General features: G+C 46.9%; 16 protein-coding genes. 13 read left to right on the forward strand and 3 right to left on the reverse strand.

Annotated elements, in window-relative coordinates; genetic code table 11:
• Positions 1-16 precede the first annotated feature (16 nt).
• Positions 17-829, reverse strand: coding sequence for an ABC transporter ATP-binding protein (locus H065_RS0111495; RefSeq protein WP_017813210.1), 813 nt, complete (start codon positions 827-829; stop codon positions 17-19).
• Positions 830-1561: 732 nt separating this feature from the next.
• On the opposite strand from H065_RS0111495, the gene H065_RS0111500 reads away from it, so the two are divergent.
• The 10 genes from H065_RS0111500 to H065_RS0111545 all read left to right on the forward strand — a co-directional run bounded on the left by H065_RS0111500 (position 1562) and on the right by H065_RS0111545 (position 13639).
• On the forward strand, positions 1562-1846 hold the full coding sequence (locus H065_RS0111500; protein ID WP_238557944.1) for a hypothetical protein: 285 nt from the start codon (positions 1562-1564) through the stop codon (positions 1844-1846).
• 329 nt (positions 1847-2175) lie between these two features.
• Positions 2176-2517: an Imm41 family immunity protein gene (locus H065_RS25790; protein WP_017813212.1), complete on the forward strand. Its 342-nt coding sequence runs from the start codon at positions 2176-2178 to the stop codon at positions 2515-2517.
• 140 nt (positions 2518-2657) lie between these two features.
• Positions 2658-3662: an ADP-ribosylglycohydrolase family protein gene (locus H065_RS0111510; RefSeq protein WP_017813213.1), complete on the forward strand. Its 1005-nt coding sequence runs from the start codon at positions 2658-2660 to the stop codon at positions 3660-3662.
• Positions 3655-4395, forward strand: a complete 741-nt coding sequence (locus H065_RS25795; protein WP_017813214.1) for a DUF1361 domain-containing protein — start codon at positions 3655-3657, stop codon at positions 4393-4395. The genes H065_RS0111510 and H065_RS25795 overlap by 8 nt, the downstream gene beginning before the upstream one ends.
• Before the next feature lie 20 nt (positions 4396-4415).
• Positions 4416-6167, forward strand: coding sequence for a sensor histidine kinase (locus tag H065_RS25800; RefSeq protein ID WP_017813215.1), 1752 nt, complete (start codon positions 4416-4418; stop codon positions 6165-6167).
• 46 nt (positions 6168-6213) lie between these two features.
• A complete protein-coding gene (locus H065_RS0111525; RefSeq protein WP_017813216.1) occupies positions 6214-7818 on the forward strand; it encodes a response regulator in 1605 nt (534 codons plus the stop codon).
• A gap of 139 nt (positions 7819-7957) precedes the next feature.
• Entirely contained in the window at positions 7958-9631 is a 1674-nt protein-coding gene (locus tag H065_RS0111530) for a type 2 periplasmic-binding domain-containing protein (RefSeq protein ID WP_017813217.1), read from the forward strand.
• A gap of 111 nt (positions 9632-9742) precedes the next feature.
• Positions 9743-10633 carry an ABC transporter permease gene (locus H065_RS0111535; protein WP_017813218.1) on the forward strand — a complete coding sequence of 297 codons (891 nt, stop codon included), beginning with the start codon at positions 9743-9745 and terminating at the stop codon, positions 10631-10633.
• 27 nt (positions 10634-10660) lie between these two features.
• Positions 10661-11539, forward strand: a complete 879-nt coding sequence (locus H065_RS0111540) for a carbohydrate ABC transporter permease (protein WP_017813219.1) — start codon at positions 10661-10663, stop codon at positions 11537-11539.
• A 30-nt stretch (positions 11540-11569) separates the two neighbouring features.
• Positions 11570-13639 (forward strand): beta-galactosidase, encoded by a 2070-nt coding sequence (locus H065_RS0111545; protein WP_017813220.1) that lies wholly within the window; start codon positions 11570-11572, stop codon positions 13637-13639.
• A gap of 358 nt (positions 13640-13997) precedes the next feature.
• On the opposite strand, the gene H065_RS0111550 is transcribed toward H065_RS0111545, so the two are convergent.
• Positions 13998-15041: a glycoside hydrolase family 53 protein gene (locus H065_RS0111550; protein WP_017813221.1), complete on the reverse strand. Its 1044-nt coding sequence runs from the start codon at positions 15039-15041 to the stop codon at positions 13998-14000.
• 684 nt (positions 15042-15725) lie between these two features.
• Here H065_RS0111550 and H065_RS0111555 point away from each other — a divergent pair.
• From H065_RS0111555 to H065_RS25810, 3 genes are all read left to right on the forward strand, one after another.
• The gene (locus tag H065_RS0111555; RefSeq protein ID WP_017813222.1) at positions 15726-17237 is read left to right on the forward strand and encodes an N-acetylmuramoyl-L-alanine amidase family protein; all 1512 of its coding nucleotides are present in this window, start codon (positions 15726-15728) and stop codon (positions 17235-17237) included.
• Between the two features lie 214 nt (positions 17238-17451).
• The gene (locus H065_RS26985) at positions 17452-18606 is read left to right on the forward strand and encodes a C40 family peptidase (protein WP_017813223.1); all 1155 of its coding nucleotides are present in this window, start codon (positions 17452-17454) and stop codon (positions 18604-18606) included.
• A gap of 296 nt (positions 18607-18902) precedes the next feature.
• Positions 18903-20549 carry an ATP-binding protein gene (locus H065_RS25810; protein WP_017813224.1) on the forward strand — a complete coding sequence of 549 codons (1647 nt, stop codon included), beginning with the start codon at positions 18903-18905 and terminating at the stop codon, positions 20547-20549.
• A 182-nt stretch (positions 20550-20731) separates the two neighbouring features.
• On the opposite strand, the gene acsA is transcribed toward H065_RS25810, so the two are convergent.
• The gene (acsA, locus tag H065_RS0111570; RefSeq protein WP_017813225.1) at positions 20732-22456 is read right to left on the reverse strand and encodes an acetate--CoA ligase; all 1725 of its coding nucleotides are present in this window, start codon (positions 22454-22456) and stop codon (positions 20732-20734) included.
• Positions 22457-22604 lie beyond the last annotated feature (148 nt).

Below are 22604 nucleotides of genomic sequence, written 5' to 3' on the forward strand. Positions count from 1 at the left end.
TTGAAGTCGGTAGATGTTATTCTGCTGCCTCTGCAGGCATGGTGGTGAAAGGACCGGTAAGACGGATCGAATACCGATCGCCCGGTTCCGGACGTACTTCGACACTGGTATTGAAAAATTCGCTGAGCCGCTGTGAATCCAGCATAGCCGCTGTAGAACCGGCAGCAAATATCTGGCCATCACGCAGCAGCATCGTCTTGTTAAAGCAAGGCATGATCTCTTCGATATGATGGGTAACATACAGCAGAGTAGGAGCATTTTGTCCGGTTGCGATACTTTGTACCCGCTGAAGCAGCTGATCTCTCGCAAAAATATCCAGGCCCGTGCAGGGCTCATCGAGAATTAGCAGATCTGGTGAAGCCATCAATGCACGGGCAATTAGTATACGCTGACGTTCTCCCTGGGATAACGTATCGTAAGTACGGCCGACCAGCCGCTCGGCATCCAGCTGCTGCATCAGCTGCAAAGCCTGTTCGCGATCATGATCCTCAATCTGGGTATAGATGCCGATCGAGGCAAATTTACCGCTCAGCACAATATTCTCTGCCGTATCGCGTCCGTGCAGCCGCTGCTGCAGAGAAGTGCTGACCCAGCCGATCCGCTTGCGATGTTCACGCAGATCCACTTCGCCGAATTTCTCACCGAGTACACTGATGGTACCGGTAGTTGGCCATATGTAGCCGTTGATCATATTGAGCAGAGTGGTCTTGCCGGAGCCATTGAGTCCAAGCAGACACCAGTGCTCACCCGGCTGCACCTGCCAGGAAATATCATTAATAATTGTACTCTGTTCGCGCCGCCAGCTGGCATGATGGATATCAATAATCAAGATGTTCACTCCTTTGGATCAATAAAGGGTTAAGCGACTCGTTGAAAGCGCTGCTGTGGATATTATGGAAATTATAGCATTATTATAGGGTGCTCTAGTAGAAGGAAGACTTTTTTTGATAAGAGAATGTCTGTAAACCACCTCTAAATTATGTCTAATTTTCACAAGAGATCACGAAAAAATGGAATAGTATTAAAAAGAGTTTTCCAATGTGCTGTTATTTGCTGTATGAAGTCCGTTTGACATGAAGTAATCATAAAATGTAAATTATACATAAGTATCTAATATTTAGTTAAATATGATGGAAGGAGCTTAGATCACTACATAGATTCATAAATTAGACAATTTATTAATAAATAGAAAGTAGGATTATTAATTATGGAGAAACCCACTACCAGACCTAATCCCCAAAGTCCAAAAAAGAACAAAAAAGCGTATATTTACACAGGTATAACGCTGGCCGTAGTTATCGTACTCATCCTGTCTCTAACATCATATTTTAAAGTGGAGAAGCATTCCGTACCTCCAATACCAGTAGCATCTGCAGTAGTATCCGACCAGCCTGTGCAAGAAAAACCGAAGCTTTTGCTTTCACCTGTTGGAAGAGGAGAAGGAACAAACGATATGATGTTCCGACATGAGACGTCTGTCCCTCTTTTGAAAAAGGATAAGTCTGATGCGCAACCTCAATCTACCAGAACGATATTTGTAGAACGCTTTTCAGGTACTCAGATGTCACAGCCTTTTCAAGTGCCGGAAGGTTATGGATTTGTGAAAATATGGGTAAAAAATGAAGGCAAGCAGCGTATGACCATCTCTCTCTCCAAAGATTCACCGACCGGTGAGCTGATTCCTGACAGTATTATTAGTATCGGAGGCGGCAGCAGCTGGTCTATTTATAAAACAACGCCTTGGGAGCCCGGTAATTATTATGTGAACTTTACTTCCGGAGGCTCACCACTCAAAGGGATCACTGTGGCGCGTGTTGGTGCAAGGTTGGCTGAATTGAATTCCTGATTGTTACCGGGTATACGTGTTTATTTTTGTTTCACGAAGTTCAGAATGAGAATGTATTCTGCAAATGAGATATATACTCCTTGTATACCAAGAGGCTGTCTTTTCTAACTTGGAAAAGACAGTCTTTTTCTATTCACATCATTAAATGATGGGGGGGAAACTTTACTGCATGTCCATCAATTTTCTATAAAATTGGAAGTGAGTCTATTTAAAAGGATGCCAGCTCTAGAGCAAATTGATGAGTAACGAATCAACTTTTCACACTGCTCAAAATAAGCTATGCTTAAAAGAATTGGAGAAAAGTGCCGAAAGATGGAGGAACGCTTAATATGATGACACCCGAAGAAGTAATTGCCTACAACTTTAAAGGAAGGGAAGGCAGTTTTATCCATGATTTGCATGAAAAGAACTACTTTAACCCATCCAGCTTCAAAGTCTATGTACAGGCGATTATCGAATTGACACCAGCGGCCACAGACACTGCCCTGGATCGCACGCTGATGGATCAGGTGTTTTTTACATACAGCTATATTTTGAAGAGTATCATGTGGCATTTTGATATGAATGATCAGTCGGTTATTGAGAATCTACCGGAGGAGCAGCTGGTAGAATATGTGGACCGGCTGGAAAAAGTCGTGCGCCAGTTTATTCGTGGTGGGGATGCCTTATAGCATCTTTATAATGTGTTGGCGGGCAGAGAAGTATCTTAACATGCAGGAATGTCTAGAATGACAGAACATTCCGTAGAATTACCCAGCTTAAAACTCGTACAAAACTAGCAGCCTGAAGCATAGAAAGGAAGAATACGGATATGAATAATCAACCCAGTAAAATAAAGGTACCATCGGTCAAAGGTGGCATTATCGGACTATTTATAGCAGATGCAGTTGGTGTCCCTTATGAATTCATGAGCCGAAAGGAGATCGCTGCTCGTCCAGCCGTGGATATGATCGGTTATGGTACTCATCATCAGCCGCCAGGCACATGGTCGGATGACAGTACAATGACGCTTTGTCTGCTTTACAGCCTCGTCATGCATCCGCAGCTGGATACAGATGATCTGGGACGACGATTTATCCAGTGGTACCGTCAGGGATTATGGACAGCCCATGATGAATTGTTTGATATCGGGATTGCTACTCGGCAGGCCATTACACGTATGGAGAGCGGCGTTGTTCCTTATGAAGAGGCTGGTGGGGAAGATGAATACAGTAATGGCAACGGCTCACTGATGCGTATTCTGCCGCTGGTGTATCGACTGGTGAATATGAGTAGAGCCAAGCGATATGAATGGATAAGAAGAGTATCTTCGCTAACCCATCGTCACCCGGTATCGATTCTGGCAGGGGTAATTTATGTAGAGTTTGGAGTACAGATTCTCTCTGCTGCACCCGGTCAGAGTCTGCGGGACAGCTATCTGGCGATGTGCGAGATAATCCGCACGCACTATAGCGATCACGCGGAATACAGCCGGTTTGCACGTATTGTGCAGGGAGATCTGGATCAGCTGCAGATAGATGAGATTGCTTCCAGCGGCTATGTACTGCATACCCTGGAAGCGAGTATCTGGACACTGCTCCATACCGATCAATACCGGACAGCCGTACTGACTGCAGTCAATCTGGGTGAAGATACCGATACAACGGCAGCGGTAACCGGAGGCTTGGCAGGTCTGTATTACGGTTATGAAGCGATACCCGCAGAGTGGCGCCGTCAACTGGCACGATTGAAAGATGTGGAAGCAATCTGTGAGCGCTTTGATCAGATGATCCAGAGTCTGTCTGCGGAGACAGAGGAGAAGCATTCCCATGAATGAAAATATATGGGGAAGCCGTACATGGGTCGGTAAAGTGGTTGTGCTGGCAGCTTTGCTCATAGGCACTTTTTTTTGTGTCTGGATGGGGCAGCATATCCGGGATTATACCGGTCGATCGCTGTATCGTTTTTTGAACTGGGATATTTTCCTGGCATGGGTACCTGTTGTACTGGCGCTACTACTGGATGGAATGATGTCTATTTACAGACAGCGCCGGATGTTCTGGCCTATGAAGATCGTCACAGGAGTGCTGGTGGTCATATGGCTACTATTTTATCCCAATTCGGCTTACCTGGTAACGGATATGATTCATCCGTTTGTTCACTACAAGCCAACCGGGCGTTTTGTGCATGATTTGGAATTCTGGTACCATCTGTTTCTGTTTGTGACGGCTGCTGTGGTAGGACTGGGGTTGGGAACGTATTCGCTATCTTCTCTGCAGCTACTTGTTGCAGAGCGCTACGGGACTGTGCGTTCATGGGTGTTTGCATGTATTGTGCTGGTGCTCAGCAGTATCGGTATTTATATTGGACGATTTGTGCGCTGGAACAGCTGGGACGTGTTTACCGATCCGCACAAGATCTGGAGTGATGTGATCCGTATTATTGGTGATCCGGCAGAACTGCATTTTATGCTTGTATTCAGCGGTATGATGCTGGTGATCAGTCTGGTAGGTTGTCTGATCATGCGCGGCGGTATGTTCAGGTTGCAGCGGAGAGGCTACCGCTGGTGAGATAAAGGAGTGCGATGAACGTGTACCGCTATAATTTATTTACCAAAATGATTATTCTGCTTGTTGTGATGTTGGTACCGATTATTATCCTCTATACGTACTCCAATCAGACGACGACGCATGTACTTCGGCAGGAGCTGAATCAGTCCAATATGAATCAGCTCAGCTTTTTTCAGAATCAGGTGAATACGAATATTGAGCTGCTGTCTTCCTGGCCGAATCTGCTGATTCATGATCCGGATGTGGTTAGCTTTAACGATATGTATTTACGCAATGGTTATCTGGATCTGGACTCTATTAATCTGGTCAAGCGAATCCAGAGCAAGCTGGCTATTCAGGAAAGTTCGTCCAACTGGAGAGCACATCTGTCTATTTATTCACCATCTCTGCAGCGGTTGGTGACTGATAGTGATGCAGCTTCCGTCGATCCGTCATCGGCTTCCCGGGAATTTCATTCCGGCTGGCAGGTGACACGTGTGCCGGATACGTTATCTTCTGCGCCGGCACAATTTGTGTTTTCCTGGACATCCATTTCACCGTATAATGCAGCAGTGGATTCAGCCGATATCAGTACCGTTATCAAAGTCGAATTTGATAGCGGTAACATTCAGGATATGCTGGACAAATTCAAAAGTGATGGACGCCGTGATCCCTTTTATTACAATCCCGGATTGGGCACAATCTATAACCGTTCTGCGGATCACCGGTTAACGGATGCGCTGATCACTGCGATGCATCAGCAGCCGCTTGGAGAAATTGAGAGTCGTACAGTCGATGTGAATGGGCAATCCTATATGGTCAATGCAGTCCGCTCGGAAGTGACAGGCTGGTATATGATTGACTATATTCCGCTTAATGATATTTTGAAGCCGATTCAGGATTCCAATCGGCTGTTCTATCTGTCGGTAATTATACTGCTGCTGATGAGTTTTATTGCTGCTTATTTGCTGTATGCGCAGGTACAGGTACCCATGCGCCAGCTGATTGTAGGATTCACCCGGCTCAAGCAGGAAGATTATTCGGTACGGATCAAGCCCAGAGGACGCAATGAATTTGCTTATTTATCGGATCGGTTCAACTCCATGGTCTCCCAGATCCAGACGCTGTTTGAGCATGTGTATCTGGAGAAGATTCATGTGCGGGAAGCCCGGCTCAAGCAGCTGCAGTCCCAGATTAATCCGCATTTCTTTTATAACTGCTTTTCTTTTATTACCAGCATGGCCAAGCTGAATAATCAGCAGGCTGTGATCGCCATGTCCCAGAATTTGTCGCAGTATTACCGTTATACCACCCGACAGGAACGCGATCTGGTTCCGCTGGCCGAAGAGATGGACTTTGTATCCAATTATCTAGCGATCCAGCAGATGCGAATGGCACGTCTAAAATATGAGATTGAACTTGAAGATGAACTGCAGCGTGTACCCATCCCGCCGCTGATGATTCAGCCGCTGGTAGAGAATGCCGTGATTCACGGGATTGAACGTTATTCATCGGCAGGACAGATCCGGATTACCGGATACAGGGATGGAGAGGACTGGCTACTCTCCGTAGAAGATGATGGTAAAGGCATGGAACCCGAAGCCATGCAGCAGCTACAGCTTAGTCTGGAAGAACCACTGGGTGAAGAAATGGGCTGTGGACTATGGAATGTGCATCAGCGCATGCAGCTTCGTTTCGGAGAGAATGCAGGTGTTATTTTGTCAGCTTCTCCGCTGGGAGGTCTGCAGGTCACGCTCCGCTGGCAAAGCGAGCAGGCGGCTGCTCCATCTTGAACGACCATAGCCGCAGGATATTATAGAAATCAGGGAAGTGAACAGAATGGTCAATATTTTACTGGTAGATGACGAATCGTATGTGACAGGGAGTCTGGCGCTTACTATTCCATGGGAACAACTTCATATTCAGCAGGTCTATCGTGCCGATTCGGTTGATCAGGCACTGGAACTTATGAATCAGCATGAGATCGATATTGTAGTAACAGACATCCGTATGCCGGATCGTGACGGTCTGGAGCTACTGGGTGAGATATCACACCAATGGCCGGAGGTACGAACCATGGTGCTGACCGGACATTCGGATTTTGAATATGCGCAAAAAGCGATCCGTCTCAAAGCGGGCGATTATATCCTTAAGCCAGTAGATGATGAGCAGTTTATCAAAAGTGTCCATATTGCTGTTCAGGCATTGGAGGAAGAGCGGGGGCAGCTTGATCGTTATAATCAGCTCTCCTATCGCCGCCAATCCGAACTGGAGCTGCTGCGCGAAGGGTTATTAAGTGATCTGATGCTTGGTCGTGAACCGGGTGAACGTGAACTGCTGAATCGTCTGGAAAATTATGAAGTTATGCTGCGACCTGGAGATGCGGTACGAATGCTGTTTGTTCCTGCCAGTCCATCCCTGCGCGGAATGGAAGAAAGCGAAGCCCGGCTTCTGGAGTATGCGGCAGCCAATATTGCCGCTGAAGTACTTGATCAGCAGCGTCCGCTATGGTCTGGCAGAGCGCCGCATAACGGACTGATTATGCTGTGGAGAAATGACGAACAAGAGACCCGGCAGAATGAGCAGCTGCTGGAATCGTTCGTGGATAATGCCAATCGCTACCTGAAGCTGCAGCTGAATGTGTATATTAGTGAAATGATTGTTTTCCCGGATGGACTCGCTTCTGCCTATCGGCAGCTGCTGCGCTTTGCGCAAGGATCATCGGCATCTGCTGAATCCCGTATTCACTATGTGCAGCCGCAGCATTATACACTGGAACGTCCTACGATCAATAAATATATGGAACCATTATATCGTCCACCTACCTTGATCCATCTGCTGGAATCGGGTCAGTGGGATACCGCGCGGGAGAAGCTAAATGGTGTACTGGATTCACTGGAATCCCTGCCGCTGACGCATGAACAGCTGTACGAAGTATATCTGGCAGTCAGCAATGCGCTGGTCTACATGGCTCATCATCATGGGCATATGCTGTTGGCCAACGACTCCGGCGGACTTGATCCTTTTGCGGCGCAGCATATTACCGGATCACTGGAACGATTGCGCAGCTGGTGTATGGATGTACTGACCCGGATGGAAGGACAACGCAGTTCGTCGGTAGAACCAAGTCGCAGCCGGATCGTCAAGCAGGTACAGGAGATTGTAGCCAGTCATCTGGCACAGGATGTATCCGTCAAAAATATTGCCGATCGCGTATTTCTGCATCCGGTTTATCTGTCCAAAATCTACAAAGCAGAGACCGGTGAAGGTCTGGGTGATTATATTATTCGCATCCGTATGGAAAAAGCCCTCTATCTACTCAAGCATACCAATCACAAAATCTATGAAATTACGGCTGAACTGGGTTATCAGAATCCGCAATATTTCAGCAAATTATTCAAAAAGCACTATGGCATGACCCCGAATGAATTCAGGGACAGGTAATTGCTTGCAAAAGGTGCAGGAATGTTAATTTCGTGACATAGGATATGTGTGCTCTCCCACTTATAATAAAAATATGAACAGCAAGTCACTCGAACAATACGATCAACACCAGCAAGGTCCAAGTTAAAGGGGGAGCAACATGGGAATTAAAAAAACCGCTGCGGTTTTGCTGACAACAGTACTCACCGCAGCCACACTTGCCGCATGTGGAGGCGGTGCCGGAAGCAGCAGCAATTCCGCATCGGCCACTACTGAAAACGCATACAAGGAAAAATACGATCCACCGGTAACGATCAGTACGGTATGGGGAATTGACCCTTCACTCAAATTCAAAAATGGTGAATCGGCTGAAAATAACGTAGCAACCAAGTGGGCGAAAGACAAATTCGGGATCGATATCAAATCACTCTGGTCTGTAACGGATACCAACGGAGCATTTGCTACCAAAATGCGCCTGTCCATGTCGTCCGGTCAGGATATGCCGGATGTGGTAACTATCGGCGATACGGATGCCCAGCTGGCACAGGATCTGATCGATTCCGGAATCTACAGCGAAGTCGGTCCACTGTTTGACAAATATGCATCAGATACCTGGAAAGCGGCTATGGCCGAAGATCCAAATGTCTGGAATCCTTATATCCGTGAAGGCAAAAAAATGGGTATTCCGGTTCTCGATTACGCGTATAACCATGATTATGTACTGTGGATCCGCCAGGACTGGCTGGATAAGCTGAACATGAAAGCACCAACAACGATGGATGAACTGGAAAAAGTCATGGACGCTTTCAAAACCAAAAACCCGGATGGACTGTCTGCGGACAAAGTGATCCCACTGAGTATCGGCTTCAAAAACTCCATGAATACATGGATGGGTGATCCGTCCTGGATCTTCGGTGCCTATGGTACGCTTCCACAGCAGTGGAACAAAGCCGCTGACGGTACACTGCAATACGGTTCGATTCAGCCAGGCATGAAACAAGGATTGAGCAAGATCAAGGAATGGTTCGACAAAGGCTATATTCCAAAAGAAGCTGCGCTATGGGATGAGAACAAAACATCCGAACCGGCAGTAGCAGGGACAGCAGGTATTCTCCCAGGACCTTACTGGATGAGCGGATGGCCACTGCAGGACACCGTGAAAAATGCACCGGGCGCAGTATGGAAGCCGATCGCTATCCCTGCAGGACCGGATGGCAAAGCAATGCGTCACGGTACAGCAACAACCAATGGTGTTACTCTTATCAACAAAAATATGAAAAATCCGGAAGCTTTCTTTACCTATCAGAACTATATGTTTGATCATCTGGCGAATCCGAAGGCAGATAGCGAGTTCGACAACGGTCTGTTCAAAGGCTATGACTATGATCTGGATGCATCCGGCAAAGTAATGCCGATCGACAAAATTCCCGGCGGCTATGTGAACAGCGTACGTTATCTGCTGGTTCGTGATGGAGCGCGTATTCCGAACGCACAGATGGATGCCCTGCTCAAACTGGCTGATGGCGCGAAGCCGGAGACCCGTCTGGAACGCGATATTGCCAATAACTATGGTCCATTAACACCGGAAGCAGCCAAAGTGCTAATGTCTCAAAAGGACAGTTCCTATCCAAATATGTTTACCGGTCCGACTACACAAAGCATGAAGACCAAAATGGATTATCTGAACAAAATCGAAAGTCAGGCTTTCAATGAAATCATCTATGGCAAGTCTCCAGTCGATTCCTTTGATACGTTTGTACAGACCTGGAAATCTTCCGGCGGTGACGATGTAACCAAAGAAGTCAACGACTGGTACAGCAGTATCCAAAAATAAACCAGCTGTCAGGCGGACACATCAATATACGGGAGGATAACGACCTGGCTTACCGGGTCGTTATTTTCTTGGCTGATTACATGTCGCCAGACCTGTCATAGGAGGAAAGTAATGAAAACACTTCGTAAAACATGGCCTTTTCACGTCATGCTGCTGCCATCCATGATCTTTCTGCTGCTATTCAGCTATGTACCGATGGCCGGTATCGTCATGGCTTTTCAGGATTACAAACCATGGCTCGGCTTTACCGGATCGGAATGGGTAGGGCTGGAGAATTTCCGTTATCTGTTTGAACGTCAGGACAGTATACAGGTGATCTGGAATACGCTGATTATTGCTGTACTGAAATTAATTTTTAACCTGTTTGTTCCTTTTGTGTTTGCTCTGCTGCTCAATGAAATCCGCAAAGTACGCCTGCAGCGCACCATTCAGACGATGGTTTATCTGCCGCATTTTCTGTCCTGGGTTATTCTGGGCGGAATTCTGATTGACCTGCTGGCAACGGATGGATTTGTGAACCGTATTCTGTCTAGCTTCGGCGTACAGCCGATTTTCTTCCTCGGAGATAATGACTGGTTCCGCTTTACCGTTATCGTCTCGGATGTATGGAAAGAGTTTGGATACAATACGATCATTTTCCTGGCTGCTCTGGCAGGCATTAACCCTGCACTGTACGAAGCTGCCGAGATGGATGGAGCTTCCCGCTTCCGCCAGACCCTGCATATTACGATTCCGTCGATCGTTCCGATCGCTGCAGTTGTCGGTACACTGGCGCTGGGTAACGTACTGAATGCCGGCTTTGACCAGATCTTCAACCTGTACAATCCGCTGGTCTATGAAAAAGGCGACATCATCGATACCTTTGTCTATCGTACAGCTATCCTTAACGGCGAAATGGGCTTTGGTACAGCAATCGGATTGTTCAAATCCGTGATCAGTATGGTGCTGATTCTGCTGTCTTACCGTGCTGCCTACAAATGGGCCAACTATCGCATTTTCTAATGACAGGCCAGGGAAAAGAGGGAAACTATGTATTATAAAACAACCGGTTACCGGATATTTAATGTATTCAATATTGCACTGCTGATTTTTCTGTCAATCGCCTGTGTGATACCGCTCGTGCACGTACTGGCGGTATCCTTCAGTGCCAAAGCGGCAGCCGACGCGAATCTGGTTGGTCTCTGGCCGGTACAATTTTCGCTGGAAGCCTATAAGAAAACAATGTTCAATCCAATCTTCCTGCATTCCATCTGGATCTCGGTACTGCGTACTGTGATTGGTACCGCGATTACACTGATGCTGACATTCCTGGCCGCGTATCCGCTGTCCAAGGAAGAGTCCGCTTTTAAAGGGCGTACGATCTACTCCTGGCTGTTTGTATTCAGCATGGTGTTCACAGGCGGTCTGGTTCCGTTCTATATCGTGATTCAGAAGCTGGGTCTGATCGATTCCTTCTGGGTACTTGTACTACCAGGCGCAGTCAACACGTTCCTTGTTATTCTGATGATGAACTTCTTCCGCGGAATTCCCAAAGAGCTGGAAGAAGCTGCTTTTATCGATGGTGCTGGTCCATTCCGCACCCTGTTTACGATGTATCTGCCAATCTCGATGCCGTCGATTGCAACAATTACTTTGTTCAGCATGGTGTTCCACTGGAACTCCTGGTTTGACGGATTGCTGTATCTTAACAACTCCAGTCAGTTTCCACTGGCGACTTTCCTGCAGACGGTTATCATCCAGCAGGATATGAGTTCCATGAGCGCGAGTCCGCAGGAGATGGATCTGATCTCGCAGACAACTGTTAAAGCCGCCCAGATCTTTATCGGCGCAGCGCCTATTCTGATCGTATATCCGTTCCTGCAGAAGTTCTTTGTCAAAGGAATGACGCTGGGTTCGGTAAAAGAGTAAGCCCATTTTGAATAACAGAGGAGACTGGCTATGAACCCGATTAATACAACTACTGTTACGCCATCCTGGACACAGATGCTGCATGGAGCAGATTATAATCCCGAGCAGTGGAGACATCGTCCGGATATTTTGGAAGAAGATATTCGCTTGATGAAGCTGGCGAAATGCAATGTGATGTCTGTCGGCATTTTCTCCTGGGTATCTCTGGAACCGGAAGAAGGGGTATACACTTTTGAATGGCTGGATGAAGTGCTGGATCGGTTTGCAGCAAATGGTATATCTGCGCTGCTGGCTACACCGAGTGGAGCGCGTCCGGCATGGATGTCTGCCAAATACCCGGAAGTACTGCGGGTAGAAGCGAATCGTGTACGCAATCTGCATGGATTCCGTCATAATCACTGCTTTACTTCGCCCGTCTATCGGGAAAAGGTAACCGGCATGAATACGCTGCTGGCAGAGCGCTACAGCAATCATCCAGCGGTAATCGGTTGGCATATTTCCAATGAGTATGGCGGCGAATGTCACTGTGATTATTGCCAGGAAGCTTTCCGTAACTGGGTGAAACAAAAGTACGGTACGCTGGAGCAGCTGAATCTGGCCTGGTGGACTACATTCTGGAGTCATACTTACACCGACTGGTCCCAGGTAGAGTCTCCGGCTCCGCATGGAGAGACACAAGTGCATGGCATGAATTTGGACTGGCGCCGTTTTGTAACCGATCAGACCGTGGATTTCTGTCGTCACGAGATCGAGCCGCTTCGTCATGCCGAGCGTCTGCTGCCGGTAACGACGAACTTTATGGAGTTTTTCGAAGGATTAAATTATTGGAAATTCGCTGATATTCTCGATATTCTCTCCTGGGATAGCTACCCAACATGGCATGATCATGAAGGAGACACCATGCAGGCAGCTAAAATTGCCATGATGCATGATATTGTCCGCTCGATTAAGCAGCAGCCGTTCCTGTTGATGGAGAGCACACCAAGTCTGACCAACTGGCAGCCGATTAGCAAAAATAAACGTCCGGGTATGCACCTGCTGTCTTCACTGCAGGCAGTAGCACACGGATCGGATTCGGTACAGTATTTCCAGTGGCGCAAAAGCCAGGGCTCCAGTGAAAAGCTGCATGGCGCGGTCGTAGATCATGCCGGTCATGAGCACACCCGTGTATTCCGCGATGTACAGGATGTGGGGACAGCACTGGAACAACTGCAACGTATCCGCGGCAGCCAGGTACAGGCTGAAGTTGCGGTCATTTTCGACTGGGAGAATCGCTGGGCAGTCAAGGACAGCCAGGGACCCCGCAATACAGGGATTGGTTATGAAGAGACCGTGCTGAACTTCTACCGTGCGTTTTGGGAGCGCGGCATTGCAGTGGATGTTATTGATATGGAGCAGGATCTCTCCAAATATAAAGTGGTCGCGGCACCGATGCTGTATATGGTTCGTGAGGGCGTTGGCGAGCGATTCGAGAAATTTGTAGAAGCTGGTGGTACGCTGATCAGCAGCTACTGGTCGGGTATCGTGAATGAGAATGATCTTTGCTTCCTCGGCGGGTTCCCGGGTCCACTGCGTAGTGTACTGGGCATCTGGTCCGAAGAAATCGACGGCCTGCATATTAATGATCGGAACCGTATTGTTGCGAATAATTCGAATAAGCTGGGCTTGCAGGGCGAATATGAAGTGCAGGATCTGTGTGATCTGATCCATCTGGAGAATGCCAAGGCACTGGCTGTATACGGCGATGATTTCTATGCAGGTCGTCCGGCAGTAACGGTGAATCATTACGGCAATGGTGAAGCTTATTATGTCGCGGCCCGCACCAAAGATCATTTCCTGAGCGATCTGATCGAAAGTATCACATTACGTGCAGACGTGAAGCGCACACTGGCTGCGAAGCTACCGCAAGACGTGACAGCCCATGCACGAGTACAGGGTGAAGACGAATTTGTATTTGTACAGAACTATAGTGATGAAGTGAAATCGCTGCAGCTGGATGACAATGACTATCAGGATCTGCTGAACGCAGAAACGCTGGCTCCGGGCAGTACACTGGAACTGCAGCCATTTGGTATCCGTATCCTCCAAAGACAGCTGTAACCTAAGAGAAAATATATCGTTGTATGATGACACGGCGCGTATTCTATACAGCCTCACAGTCCGAGCGGCTGCTTCCGAATCAATCAAGATTCGGAAGCAGCCTTTTTTATTATATCCGTCTTTGAAAGCTACTTTTGGAAGCAATCTGAAGTTTGTTATTAAAAGAAAAGGAAAGCATGCGCGGTAGTAAAGTATGATCTGTTTAGGTGATATAAAAACAACGTATTCCCTGAATACAGAGATACGCTGTTTTTAAAAAATATCTAATTGCAGTATCATTTATTTGCTATTGCTATTGCTATTGCTATTGCTATTGCTATTGCTCCTGAATTCTGTTTATAAGAAACCGAAAAGTGATTTAATTCAAAAATGCATCCAGGGCAATAGTGACTTTCCCTTTGGAATCAAATGCTCCTTTGGTATAGGCATACCAGGTACCATACGATTCGGGTTCCCAGTAGAATACACCGAGTCCCTTGCCGCCAGATACAGAGCGTGTCTTGGCAAGAATATCCGTCAGGAACGCTTTGGATGTAGCAGGATCGGAGGCATCCATACCCACTTCACAGACCATAACTTCTTTGCCATAGCGTGCGACCATATCATTCATATTGGTCAACGTCTGCTGATTGCGCGTCTGCCAATTGCTCTTGTCCGGATACAGCGACATTCCGATCACATCATATTTGGCACCATTTGCCTTGAGCCCATCGAACATCCAGCGGAACAGGGAATTATCGTAGCCGTTGGACAGGTGAATAATAACCTTGGTACCGGCGTTTACTTTTTTGACAGCATCATAACCGGAGTTGATCAGATCGGCAAAGTTTTTCATGTTTTTGGAAGCCCGACCTTCTTCCCAGAGCATGCCATCATTGGTCTCGTTGCCTACCTGTACCCACTCGGGTGTAACGCCCTGCGCTTTGAGAGCAGTCAATACATCATACGTATGGTCATAGACTGACTTTTTCAGACCATTAATATCCTGACTGTTCCAGGCAGCCGGTTTGGACTGCTGACCGGGATCGGCCCATTTATCACTGTAATGGAAATCGATCATTATACGGAAACCCATATTTTTGGCACGTACAGCCTGCTTGATCACATCGGCTTTATTGGAGAAATTAATCGCTGGATTCACCCATACCCGTAGGCGGATGGAGTTGATTCCATGATCTTTCAGAATTTGCAACGCGTCTTGTTTATTGCCGGCATCATTGTAAAAGGCCCAGTTATAATGTTCCATTTCCGATAACCAGCCTACATCGGCACCTTTGGCAAACGCAGAGGCAGCGTCGGCAGTAGGAGTGATTTGGGCACAACCACTGCTTAGACCACTCATCAAAGTAAATCCGAGTACCAGTACGGAAGCGCGCTTGATTATTCTTTTGACAGATATCATATAATGAACCCTCTCCCATCATGAATGTATGCGTTTACAAAATAATCGGTTCTTCGCGAAGGAACATGCTTCATTGTAGCCTGGATTATAGCTGAAACGTACCTGCAAAAAATCAACATTTAAGCACTTTTGATAACTTTGTGACATCGTAATGTTTGATCTGTTCGGGAGCAAAGTGGATCATCAGGGAGGAAGCCGTGCTCATACATAAAAGCAGTGAATAGAAGACAGATGCCTCTATGAAGAATGCACTTGAATACCTTGTAAATAACATGTGTAATACCCAAGCGAAATGTGCAAAAGTTTACAAGCCCCAATAATCTGATTATCATAATAAAAGATATACATAATGCATTATGATGTCCGCTCTATGCCGTTCGGACATTAATGCAATGCAGGAACACAGCCTATTTATTATACAAGCGGAAAGGAGAGGATGAGGTTTCTGTCGAAACAGTAGAGCATACGATTCAGGCTGATCAGGAAATATTCGCTGCTGAAACAGTCACGACATCAATAATTCAGCACGATTTTCCGATAAAGAAAGTGAACTGCATTGTAGCTGTATATCACCGGCTCAGCCGGTATTCACATATAGTCGGAAGACAAGGACACACAATTACTACTTACTGACACGGGAATTGAGGGGACAATCAGTACCGGTCAGGGAATGGCAGGGGATCTATGAAAAAAGCAAATGTATGGATGTTGGGAATGTTCATGCTGCTGTTTATGCTGATTGCACCATCCATGGGTCATGCTGCAGAACAGACGCATATCAACTTTAACGGACAGGAGCTGACGTTGCCCGCAGATGGACAGGTCACGACTGTCAAAGGCTCGGTAATGGTACCGCTGCGTGTAGTGGTGGAACAGCTTGGTTACAAAGTAACCTGGTCCAACGCAACGCAGACAGCAACAATCAAGCAGGGCAGCAATACCCTGCAGCTTACAGCCGACAGTTATTCGGCACTCGTTAATGACAAATCGGTAGATCTGGAAGCGGCACCGTCTGTGCATAATGGCACTACATTGGTACCACTGCGATTTATTAGCGAGAATACGGGCACGACCGTGAAATGGGATAATGCGGTCAAGACTGTCTATCTGACAACAGCACCTGCTGCGACAGCTTCGACTGGCAAGGATACAGCTGCGCCTCAGCAGGAGGACGTAGCCAAAGTTAATGCTATCAGTTTCAGTGACGATCGTTTGACGATTACCGTCGATGGCAGCGTCGCTCCCAAATACAGCTCATTGAATAATCCGGATCGAATTGTACTGGATCTGCCCAAAACATCATTTTCCAGTACGTTCCTTAAGGGACAGCAGCCAAGCGTAGGAGCGATTGGTAAAGTAGACGTTACCGGTTATCCTGATGTAGCGGGAATACGCTATTCTCTATTCAGCAGTTCTCCATCTACGGTACGCATTGTGCTTGATCTGAACAGTGCCCAGCAGTATAAGGTGATCAACAACCAAAAGGGAATTGTTATGGTTGAGCTGGATGGTGCATTGAATCCTGCAACACCGCCTGCCGGAACAGATACTACCCCAACAGGAGCAGACAATGGAGCGGTATCCACAGATCCTGCTGATAATGAACCATCGCAGTCTGTACCGCCTACATCAACATCCGGTCCCGGTAAAGATGGCAAAATGCTCGTCGTTATTGATGCAGGACATGGCGGCAAAGACCCGGGTGCTCCGAGTATCCAGCAGCGCAAAGAAAAAGATTTCACACTTGCAGTTGTGTTGAAAATCCAGACGCTGCTCCAGCAGGAACCGAATATTGACTTTGTACTAACACGCAGTGATGACACCTATCCAACACTGCAGGGACGTGTTAAAACGGCAAATGATCTGAATGCTGATCTGTTTGTGTCTATTCACGGCAACAGTACTTCTTCGGCAGTATCACCAAGCGGGACCGAAATTTATTATACCCGTAAAGACAGTGCCGCTTTTGCGAAAGTCATTCATGATCATGTTGTGAGTGCACTCGGGCTGCCGGATCGTGGTATCCATACCAAGAGTCTGCATGTAACCAGAGAAACCAACATGCCGGCTGTACTGATTGAAGCAGGATACCTGAGCAGCACAACCGACGAGGCACTAATGTATACGGATGAATTCCAACAGAAGCTGGCTCAGGCAGTTGTAGATGGCATGAAGGAATACCTGGGAGTGGAATAATTAGTACAAAAGTTACTTGAATATAATTTTTATGGTCGACAGAACCTGATTCAATATGGTATAAATGTGGTAAGCAACTATGATGAAAATATGACGAAGCTGTCATTTTGTTCATTCCAACATAGGCTTGCCACATTTTTTTGTTACTTTTCATTGACCAATACATAACTCCACGAGCATACAACATAGAGAGAATTTCCCGAGGAGGACATCCATGAAACGAAATATCATCACTCTACTGACTGCCGCTGTATTGTTGACATCAACTCCACAAGTAACGAGCGCAGCAGTAACATCTGTACCGGTCGGCAAAATCAACCTTCCCGTCAACTTCCGTTCGGGCCCTACCACTGATAGTGACGTGTATAGCACACTGCAGCCAGGGACCAGCATCAAGATTCTGCGTGAGGTCAACAGCCACTGGTTACGTGTCAAAGTAGGCGTGAAAACAGGCTATGTATCTGCCGGTTATGTGGATTACAAACCAAGCTCGAATTCTTCCAATACTAGCAAAGACACAACCAATAGCAGTACCACAACGATTGTGACAGCGTCGTCTGCCTATACGAAAAGTTCGGATAGCGCTTCCACATCCAATGTAACCGTCTCGGCAGAGACCACTTCTGCTCCCGCTGCGGTAGCTCCTTCTTCGGTACCCAATGAGCCGGGTACAGGTGTAGTCGAGAAAGGTGTTAATTTCCGCGCACAGCCAGTGACAGGCAGCCCTGTACTGCGCATACTGCCAGTTGGAGAAAGCTTTACTGCATTGGCACAACCAAATGCAGCCTGGGTCAAAATCAAGGACAAAGATGGCGTAACAGGCTATGTCTCTACAGATTATGTATCCTATACACTTACGCCTTCTGAGACTGCAGTATTAAATGAAGTACCGGCACAGACGATTGATGAAGTGGAAGATCTTCCTTACAATCCGCCTCAACCTGCTGTAACTATGCCTTCACTGGCAACAGGTTCACCGCTGGATGAAGCTTCTGCAGATCGTATTATTGCCAGCGCATTGGCTCTACAAGGCGTGACTCATTACGGATTTGGCAAAAATGAGGCACCTACATTGTTTGATTGTTCTTCCTTTACCCGTTACATCTATGGGCTGGAAGGTATTGATCTGGCTTGGGGTACAAGATACCAAAAAGATGTAGGCATTGAAGTTGAACGCGGCCAGTGGCAAAAAGGAGATTTACTCTTTTTCTCCGGTGGGGACCCAAGCGTGATTACGCACGTGGGTATTTATGCAGGAGATAACAAGCTGATTCATAACAGCCCGAGCCTGGATGGAATTGCCATTTCCAATCTGGATCTCAATTACTGGGTGGATCATTATGTGACTGCGCGCCGTATTCTTCGTTAATCGGTTTAACTTTTCTTATTCAAAGCTTGTCTAACGCCGGATAAATACCGGCGGGACGGGCTTTTTTTGATCTTTACAGAATTTGATTGAAGGCAGAATATCTTTTATAGTGGAGGTAGCCGGAAGATAGAGGAAATATTATCCGATGCTATATGCCTAACATTGCGAATAAACGTTAAAAAACATATGTTTGTATGGTATGCTAGATTTAATTACTATAATGTAGCTTACTGAGTCACTGATCCGCTCTGACTTAGCCGAATTTAACTTAATGATACCCACTTCAGGGAGGCAGCATGAATATAGATCCTAAAGCACCAGCGATTGACTGGGAATATGTAGTACAAAATCTGAAATCTTCAGTGACCATTGCAGATGCAAGAAAACCCGATTTTCCGCTTGTATTTGTCAATGGTCATTTTACGGATTTGACAGGATATACCCGTGAAGAAGCGATAGGCTATAACTGCCGCTTTTTACAGGGCCCTGATACAGACCCGCAGGCAGTGCAGCGATTTCGCGATGCACTGGCTAACAAAGAATCGGTTACCATCGAGATTCTGAATTACACCAAGCTGGGTGTACCGTTCTGGAACGAAGTAAATTTGGACCCTATTTTTGATCAGAATGGGGAATGCCATTACTTTGTAGGTATCCAGTTTGATATTACCAAGCGCAAACAGGCAGAGCAACAGGTAATCCGCGCCAAGGAACAAGCTGAAATGGCCAATTTGGCGAAAAGTCGCTTTCTGGCCAATATGAGTCATGAGATTCGTACGCCGCTCAATGGTATTATCGGGATGACCGAGCTGATCCTGCTTAACGAAGTGGAGCAGGATTTGCGTGATAATATGAAAATTGTTCAGAACAGTGCAGAGACATTATTGATGCTTATCAATGATATTCTTGATTTTTCCAAAGCGGAAGCAGGCAAAATGAACCTGGAAAATATCGAATATAATCTGCATGAGTTAATGGATATGACTATCAAGGCTCATCGTCCATTAACCATGGAGAAACAGATCAATCTGAATCTGCGTATCAGCTATACCGTTCCGCAAAAAGTATGCGGTGATCCGCACCGACTGAAGCAGGTGCTCAATAACCTGATCGGTAATGCGGTAAAATTTACGCGCGAAGGGTCAGTGGATGTATCGGTTAATGGAATCGAGATGGATGAGAACACGATGAAACTGCACTTCAAAGTCAAAGATAGCGGTATTGGGATTGCAGAAAAGGACCGTGATAAGCTATTTAAGAGCTTCAGTCAAGTAGACGATTCCCAGAGCCGGGAGTTTGGCGGAACCGGTCTTGGACTGGTCATTAGTCAGCAGATTGTGGAGCTGATGAATGGCGAGATCACTGTAAAAAGTGAACAGGGTAAAGGAAGCACATTTGAATTTGTGATTCCGGTAAATCTGCCTGAAGCTCGCCCTGAGCATATGGAAGAACCGGAAATTTCCGGAGCAATCGAAGAGATGCAGCAGCAAAAGGCAGATGCTGCTTATATATTGGCCCAGTCCAAGCAGAATCTGAATGCGGAAGCAGGCACATTGCGTATTCTCCTGGCAGATGATGACCGAATCAGTTGTCTGATTACGGCGCGTATGCTCAACAAGCTCGGATACTACGTCGATACAGTAGATAATGGTCTGGAAGCGATCCATCTACTGGAAGCGGACAGCTCCTATGATATGGTATTAATGGATATTCAGATGCCGGTAATGGATGGATTGGAATCTACTTATGCCATTCGTCATTCCGGCAAGATTCAGAACCGGAATATTCCGATTATTGCTATCACAGCGAATGCCTTTAAGGATGATCAGGCTCAGGTCATTGCAGCAGGCATGAATGGCGCACTGTCCAAGCCGGTCCAAATGGAACGACTGGCCGAATTATGTCGCCAGCTGGAAGAGCAGAAAAAGCAAAATAAAGCCTGAATACAGGCTGTACAGGTGCTGCGGGTATGACTACCGGTAACCCTGCAGAATTGAATATGCCAAATAAGCCGTCACGATAACAGGTGACGGCTTATTTTTAATGGAAATATATAGGGATAGGTAATCGATGATGCCCTTCAATTTACATACGATGCTGGTACATGTATGCAGCACAAAACCAATCAGTCTTCCATGGTAGACAGGTCACCGGTCGGCAGTTCCAGCTCCCACGCTTTGAGTACCCTGCGCATAATTTTACCGCTGCGGGTTTTCGGCAGCTTGTCCTTGAATTCAATCTCCCGAGGAGCGGCATGAGCCGATAACCCTTCCTTGACGAAGCGGGTAATTTCCTGTTTGAGCTCATCCGAAGCTGTAAAGCCTTCACGCAGAGAAATAAAAGCTTTGATAACTTCACCGCGTACAGGGTCCGGCTTACCGATAACGCCAGCCTCGGCGACTGCAGGATGCTCTACCAGCTTGCTTTCTACTTCAAAAGGACCGACCCGCTCACCAGAAGTATTAATAACATCATCAATACGTCCCTGGAACCAGAAGTACCCGTCTTCATCCATATAAGCTGAATCTCCGGAAATATACCATCCTGGAATACGTACATATTCTTCGTATTTGGCAGGATTGTTCCAAATTTTGCGCATCATGGACGGCCAAGGTGTCTTGATCGCCAGGTTGCCCATTCGCAGTGGCGGCAGCTCGTTTCCCTGATCATCGACAATAGCGGCCTCAATACCCGGCAGAGGACGTCCCATGGAGCCTGGACGGATATCCATTCTAGGATAGTTGCAGATCAGCTGTGCACCTGTTTCTGTCATCCACCAGGTATCATGGATACGCTGCTGATAGACCCGGTAGCCCCAGCGAATAACTTCCGGGTTTAGCGGCTCGCCTACACTGAGTACATGACGCAGGGAAGACAGATCATATTGTTCGACCGCTTCATCGCCGGCACCCATTAACATCCGGAATGCAGTAGGGGCGCTATACCATACAGTGACTTTGTAACGCTGAATCGTCTCATACCAATCCTGAGGACTGAAGCGTCCGCCACGAATAACATTGGTTGCTCCATTTAGCCAGGGTGCAAAGATGCCGTAGGAGGTACCTGTCACCCAGCCTGGATCGGCTGTACACCAGTAGATATCATCCGGCTGCAGATCCAGTACGATCCGGCCGGTATATTCATGCTGCAGCATCGCTTGATGAACATGATAGACACCTTTGGGTTTACCGGTAGAGCCGGAAGTATAGTGAAGGATCAGGCCGTCTTCCGGATCGACCCATTCGATTTCCGTTTCATCCGAAGCGGATTCCATCGCTGTGGAGAAATGAATTTGGCCATCCTGCAGCTCGGACTCTTCTCCATATACAATGATATGTTTCAGCTCCGGCAGCTCGGCAGCAGGAATGCGTCCGACCAGCTTGGGGGTCGTCACAATCGCTACAGCACCGCTGTCCAGGAGACGATCGCGTACAGCCGTTTCCATAAATGCTTCGAATAATGGACCGGCAATTGCGCCTATTTTGATAATGCCTAGCAGCGTAAAATATAATTCCGGTGTCCGCGGCATGAAAATAAACACACGGTCGCCTTTGCCAATCCCTAATTCACGGAGCATATTGGCTGCCTTGTTGGATTGCTGACGCAGCTGCTCAAAGGTATAAGATTCGTCGCGCTGCGGATCGCTGTAATGAAGAGCGATTTTGTCTTTCAATTCCGAGGTGGCATGACGGTCAATGGCTTCATGAGCCAGATTGACTTTACCACTTTCATACCAGCTGAATCTTTTCTCTACATCTGCCCAGTCAAATTGTCTGCGGGCTTCTTCATAATCCATCATATTGGCCTGAGTGGCTTCTACAGCAATGACTTCCAGCGTATCTTTTCCCATTAGTACCCTCCAAGTGAATAAGATATTAAGTTTCATTTACCATATATAGCGCTTACAAAATAAGATACTACCTTTTCACAAAATGTTCAAATTTATATTCTTCCAGTAAATGGGTTAACTAACGGTATTAATATTGCTTTGATAATTA

Origin of the sequence: Paenibacillus shenyangensis, assembly GCF_000346635.1 — a bacterium.
GTDB lineage: Bacteria > Bacillota > Bacilli > Paenibacillales > Paenibacillaceae > Saccharibacillus > Saccharibacillus dauci.

Excerpts from the sequence above, each read along its gene's own strand:
- H065_RS0111540 (WP_017813219.1), top strand. The coding sequence starts at position 10,661 with ATGTATTATAAAACAACCGGTTACCGGATATTTAATGTATTCAATATT.
- H065_RS25790 (WP_017813212.1), top strand. The coding sequence starts at position 2,176 with ATGATGACACCCGAAGAAGTAATTGCCTACAACTTTAAAGGAAGGGAA.
- H065_RS0111535 (WP_017813218.1), top strand. The coding sequence starts at position 9,743 with ATGAAAACACTTCGTAAAACATGGCCTTTTCACGTCATGCTGCTGCCA.
- H065_RS0111510 (WP_017813213.1), top strand. The coding sequence starts at position 2,658 with ATGAATAATCAACCCAGTAAAATAAAGGTACCATCGGTCAAAGGTGGC.
- acsA (WP_017813225.1), bottom strand. The coding sequence starts at position 22,456 with ATGGGAAAAGATACGCTGGAAGTCATTGCTGTAGAAGCCACTCAGGCC.
- H065_RS0111500 (WP_238557944.1), top strand. The coding sequence starts at position 1,562 with ATGTCACAGCCTTTTCAAGTGCCGGAAGGTTATGGATTTGTGAAAATA.
- H065_RS26985 (WP_017813223.1), top strand. The coding sequence starts at position 17,452 with ATGAAACGAAATATCATCACTCTACTGACTGCCGCTGTATTGTTGACA.
- H065_RS0111545 (WP_017813220.1), top strand. The coding sequence starts at position 11,570 with ATGAACCCGATTAATACAACTACTGTTACGCCATCCTGGACACAGATG.
- H065_RS0111530 (WP_017813217.1), top strand. The coding sequence starts at position 7,958 with ATGGGAATTAAAAAAACCGCTGCGGTTTTGCTGACAACAGTACTCACC.
- H065_RS0111525 (WP_017813216.1), top strand. The coding sequence starts at position 6,214 with ATGGTCAATATTTTACTGGTAGATGACGAATCGTATGTGACAGGGAGT.
- H065_RS0111550 (WP_017813221.1), bottom strand. The coding sequence starts at position 15,041 with ATGATATCTGTCAAAAGAATAATCAAGCGCGCTTCCGTACTGGTACTC.
- H065_RS25795 (WP_017813214.1), top strand. The coding sequence starts at position 3,655 with ATGAATGAAAATATATGGGGAAGCCGTACATGGGTCGGTAAAGTGGTT.
- H065_RS0111555 (WP_017813222.1), top strand. The coding sequence starts at position 15,726 with ATGAAAAAAGCAAATGTATGGATGTTGGGAATGTTCATGCTGCTGTTT.
- H065_RS25810 (WP_017813224.1), top strand. The coding sequence starts at position 18,903 with ATGAATATAGATCCTAAAGCACCAGCGATTGACTGGGAATATGTAGTA.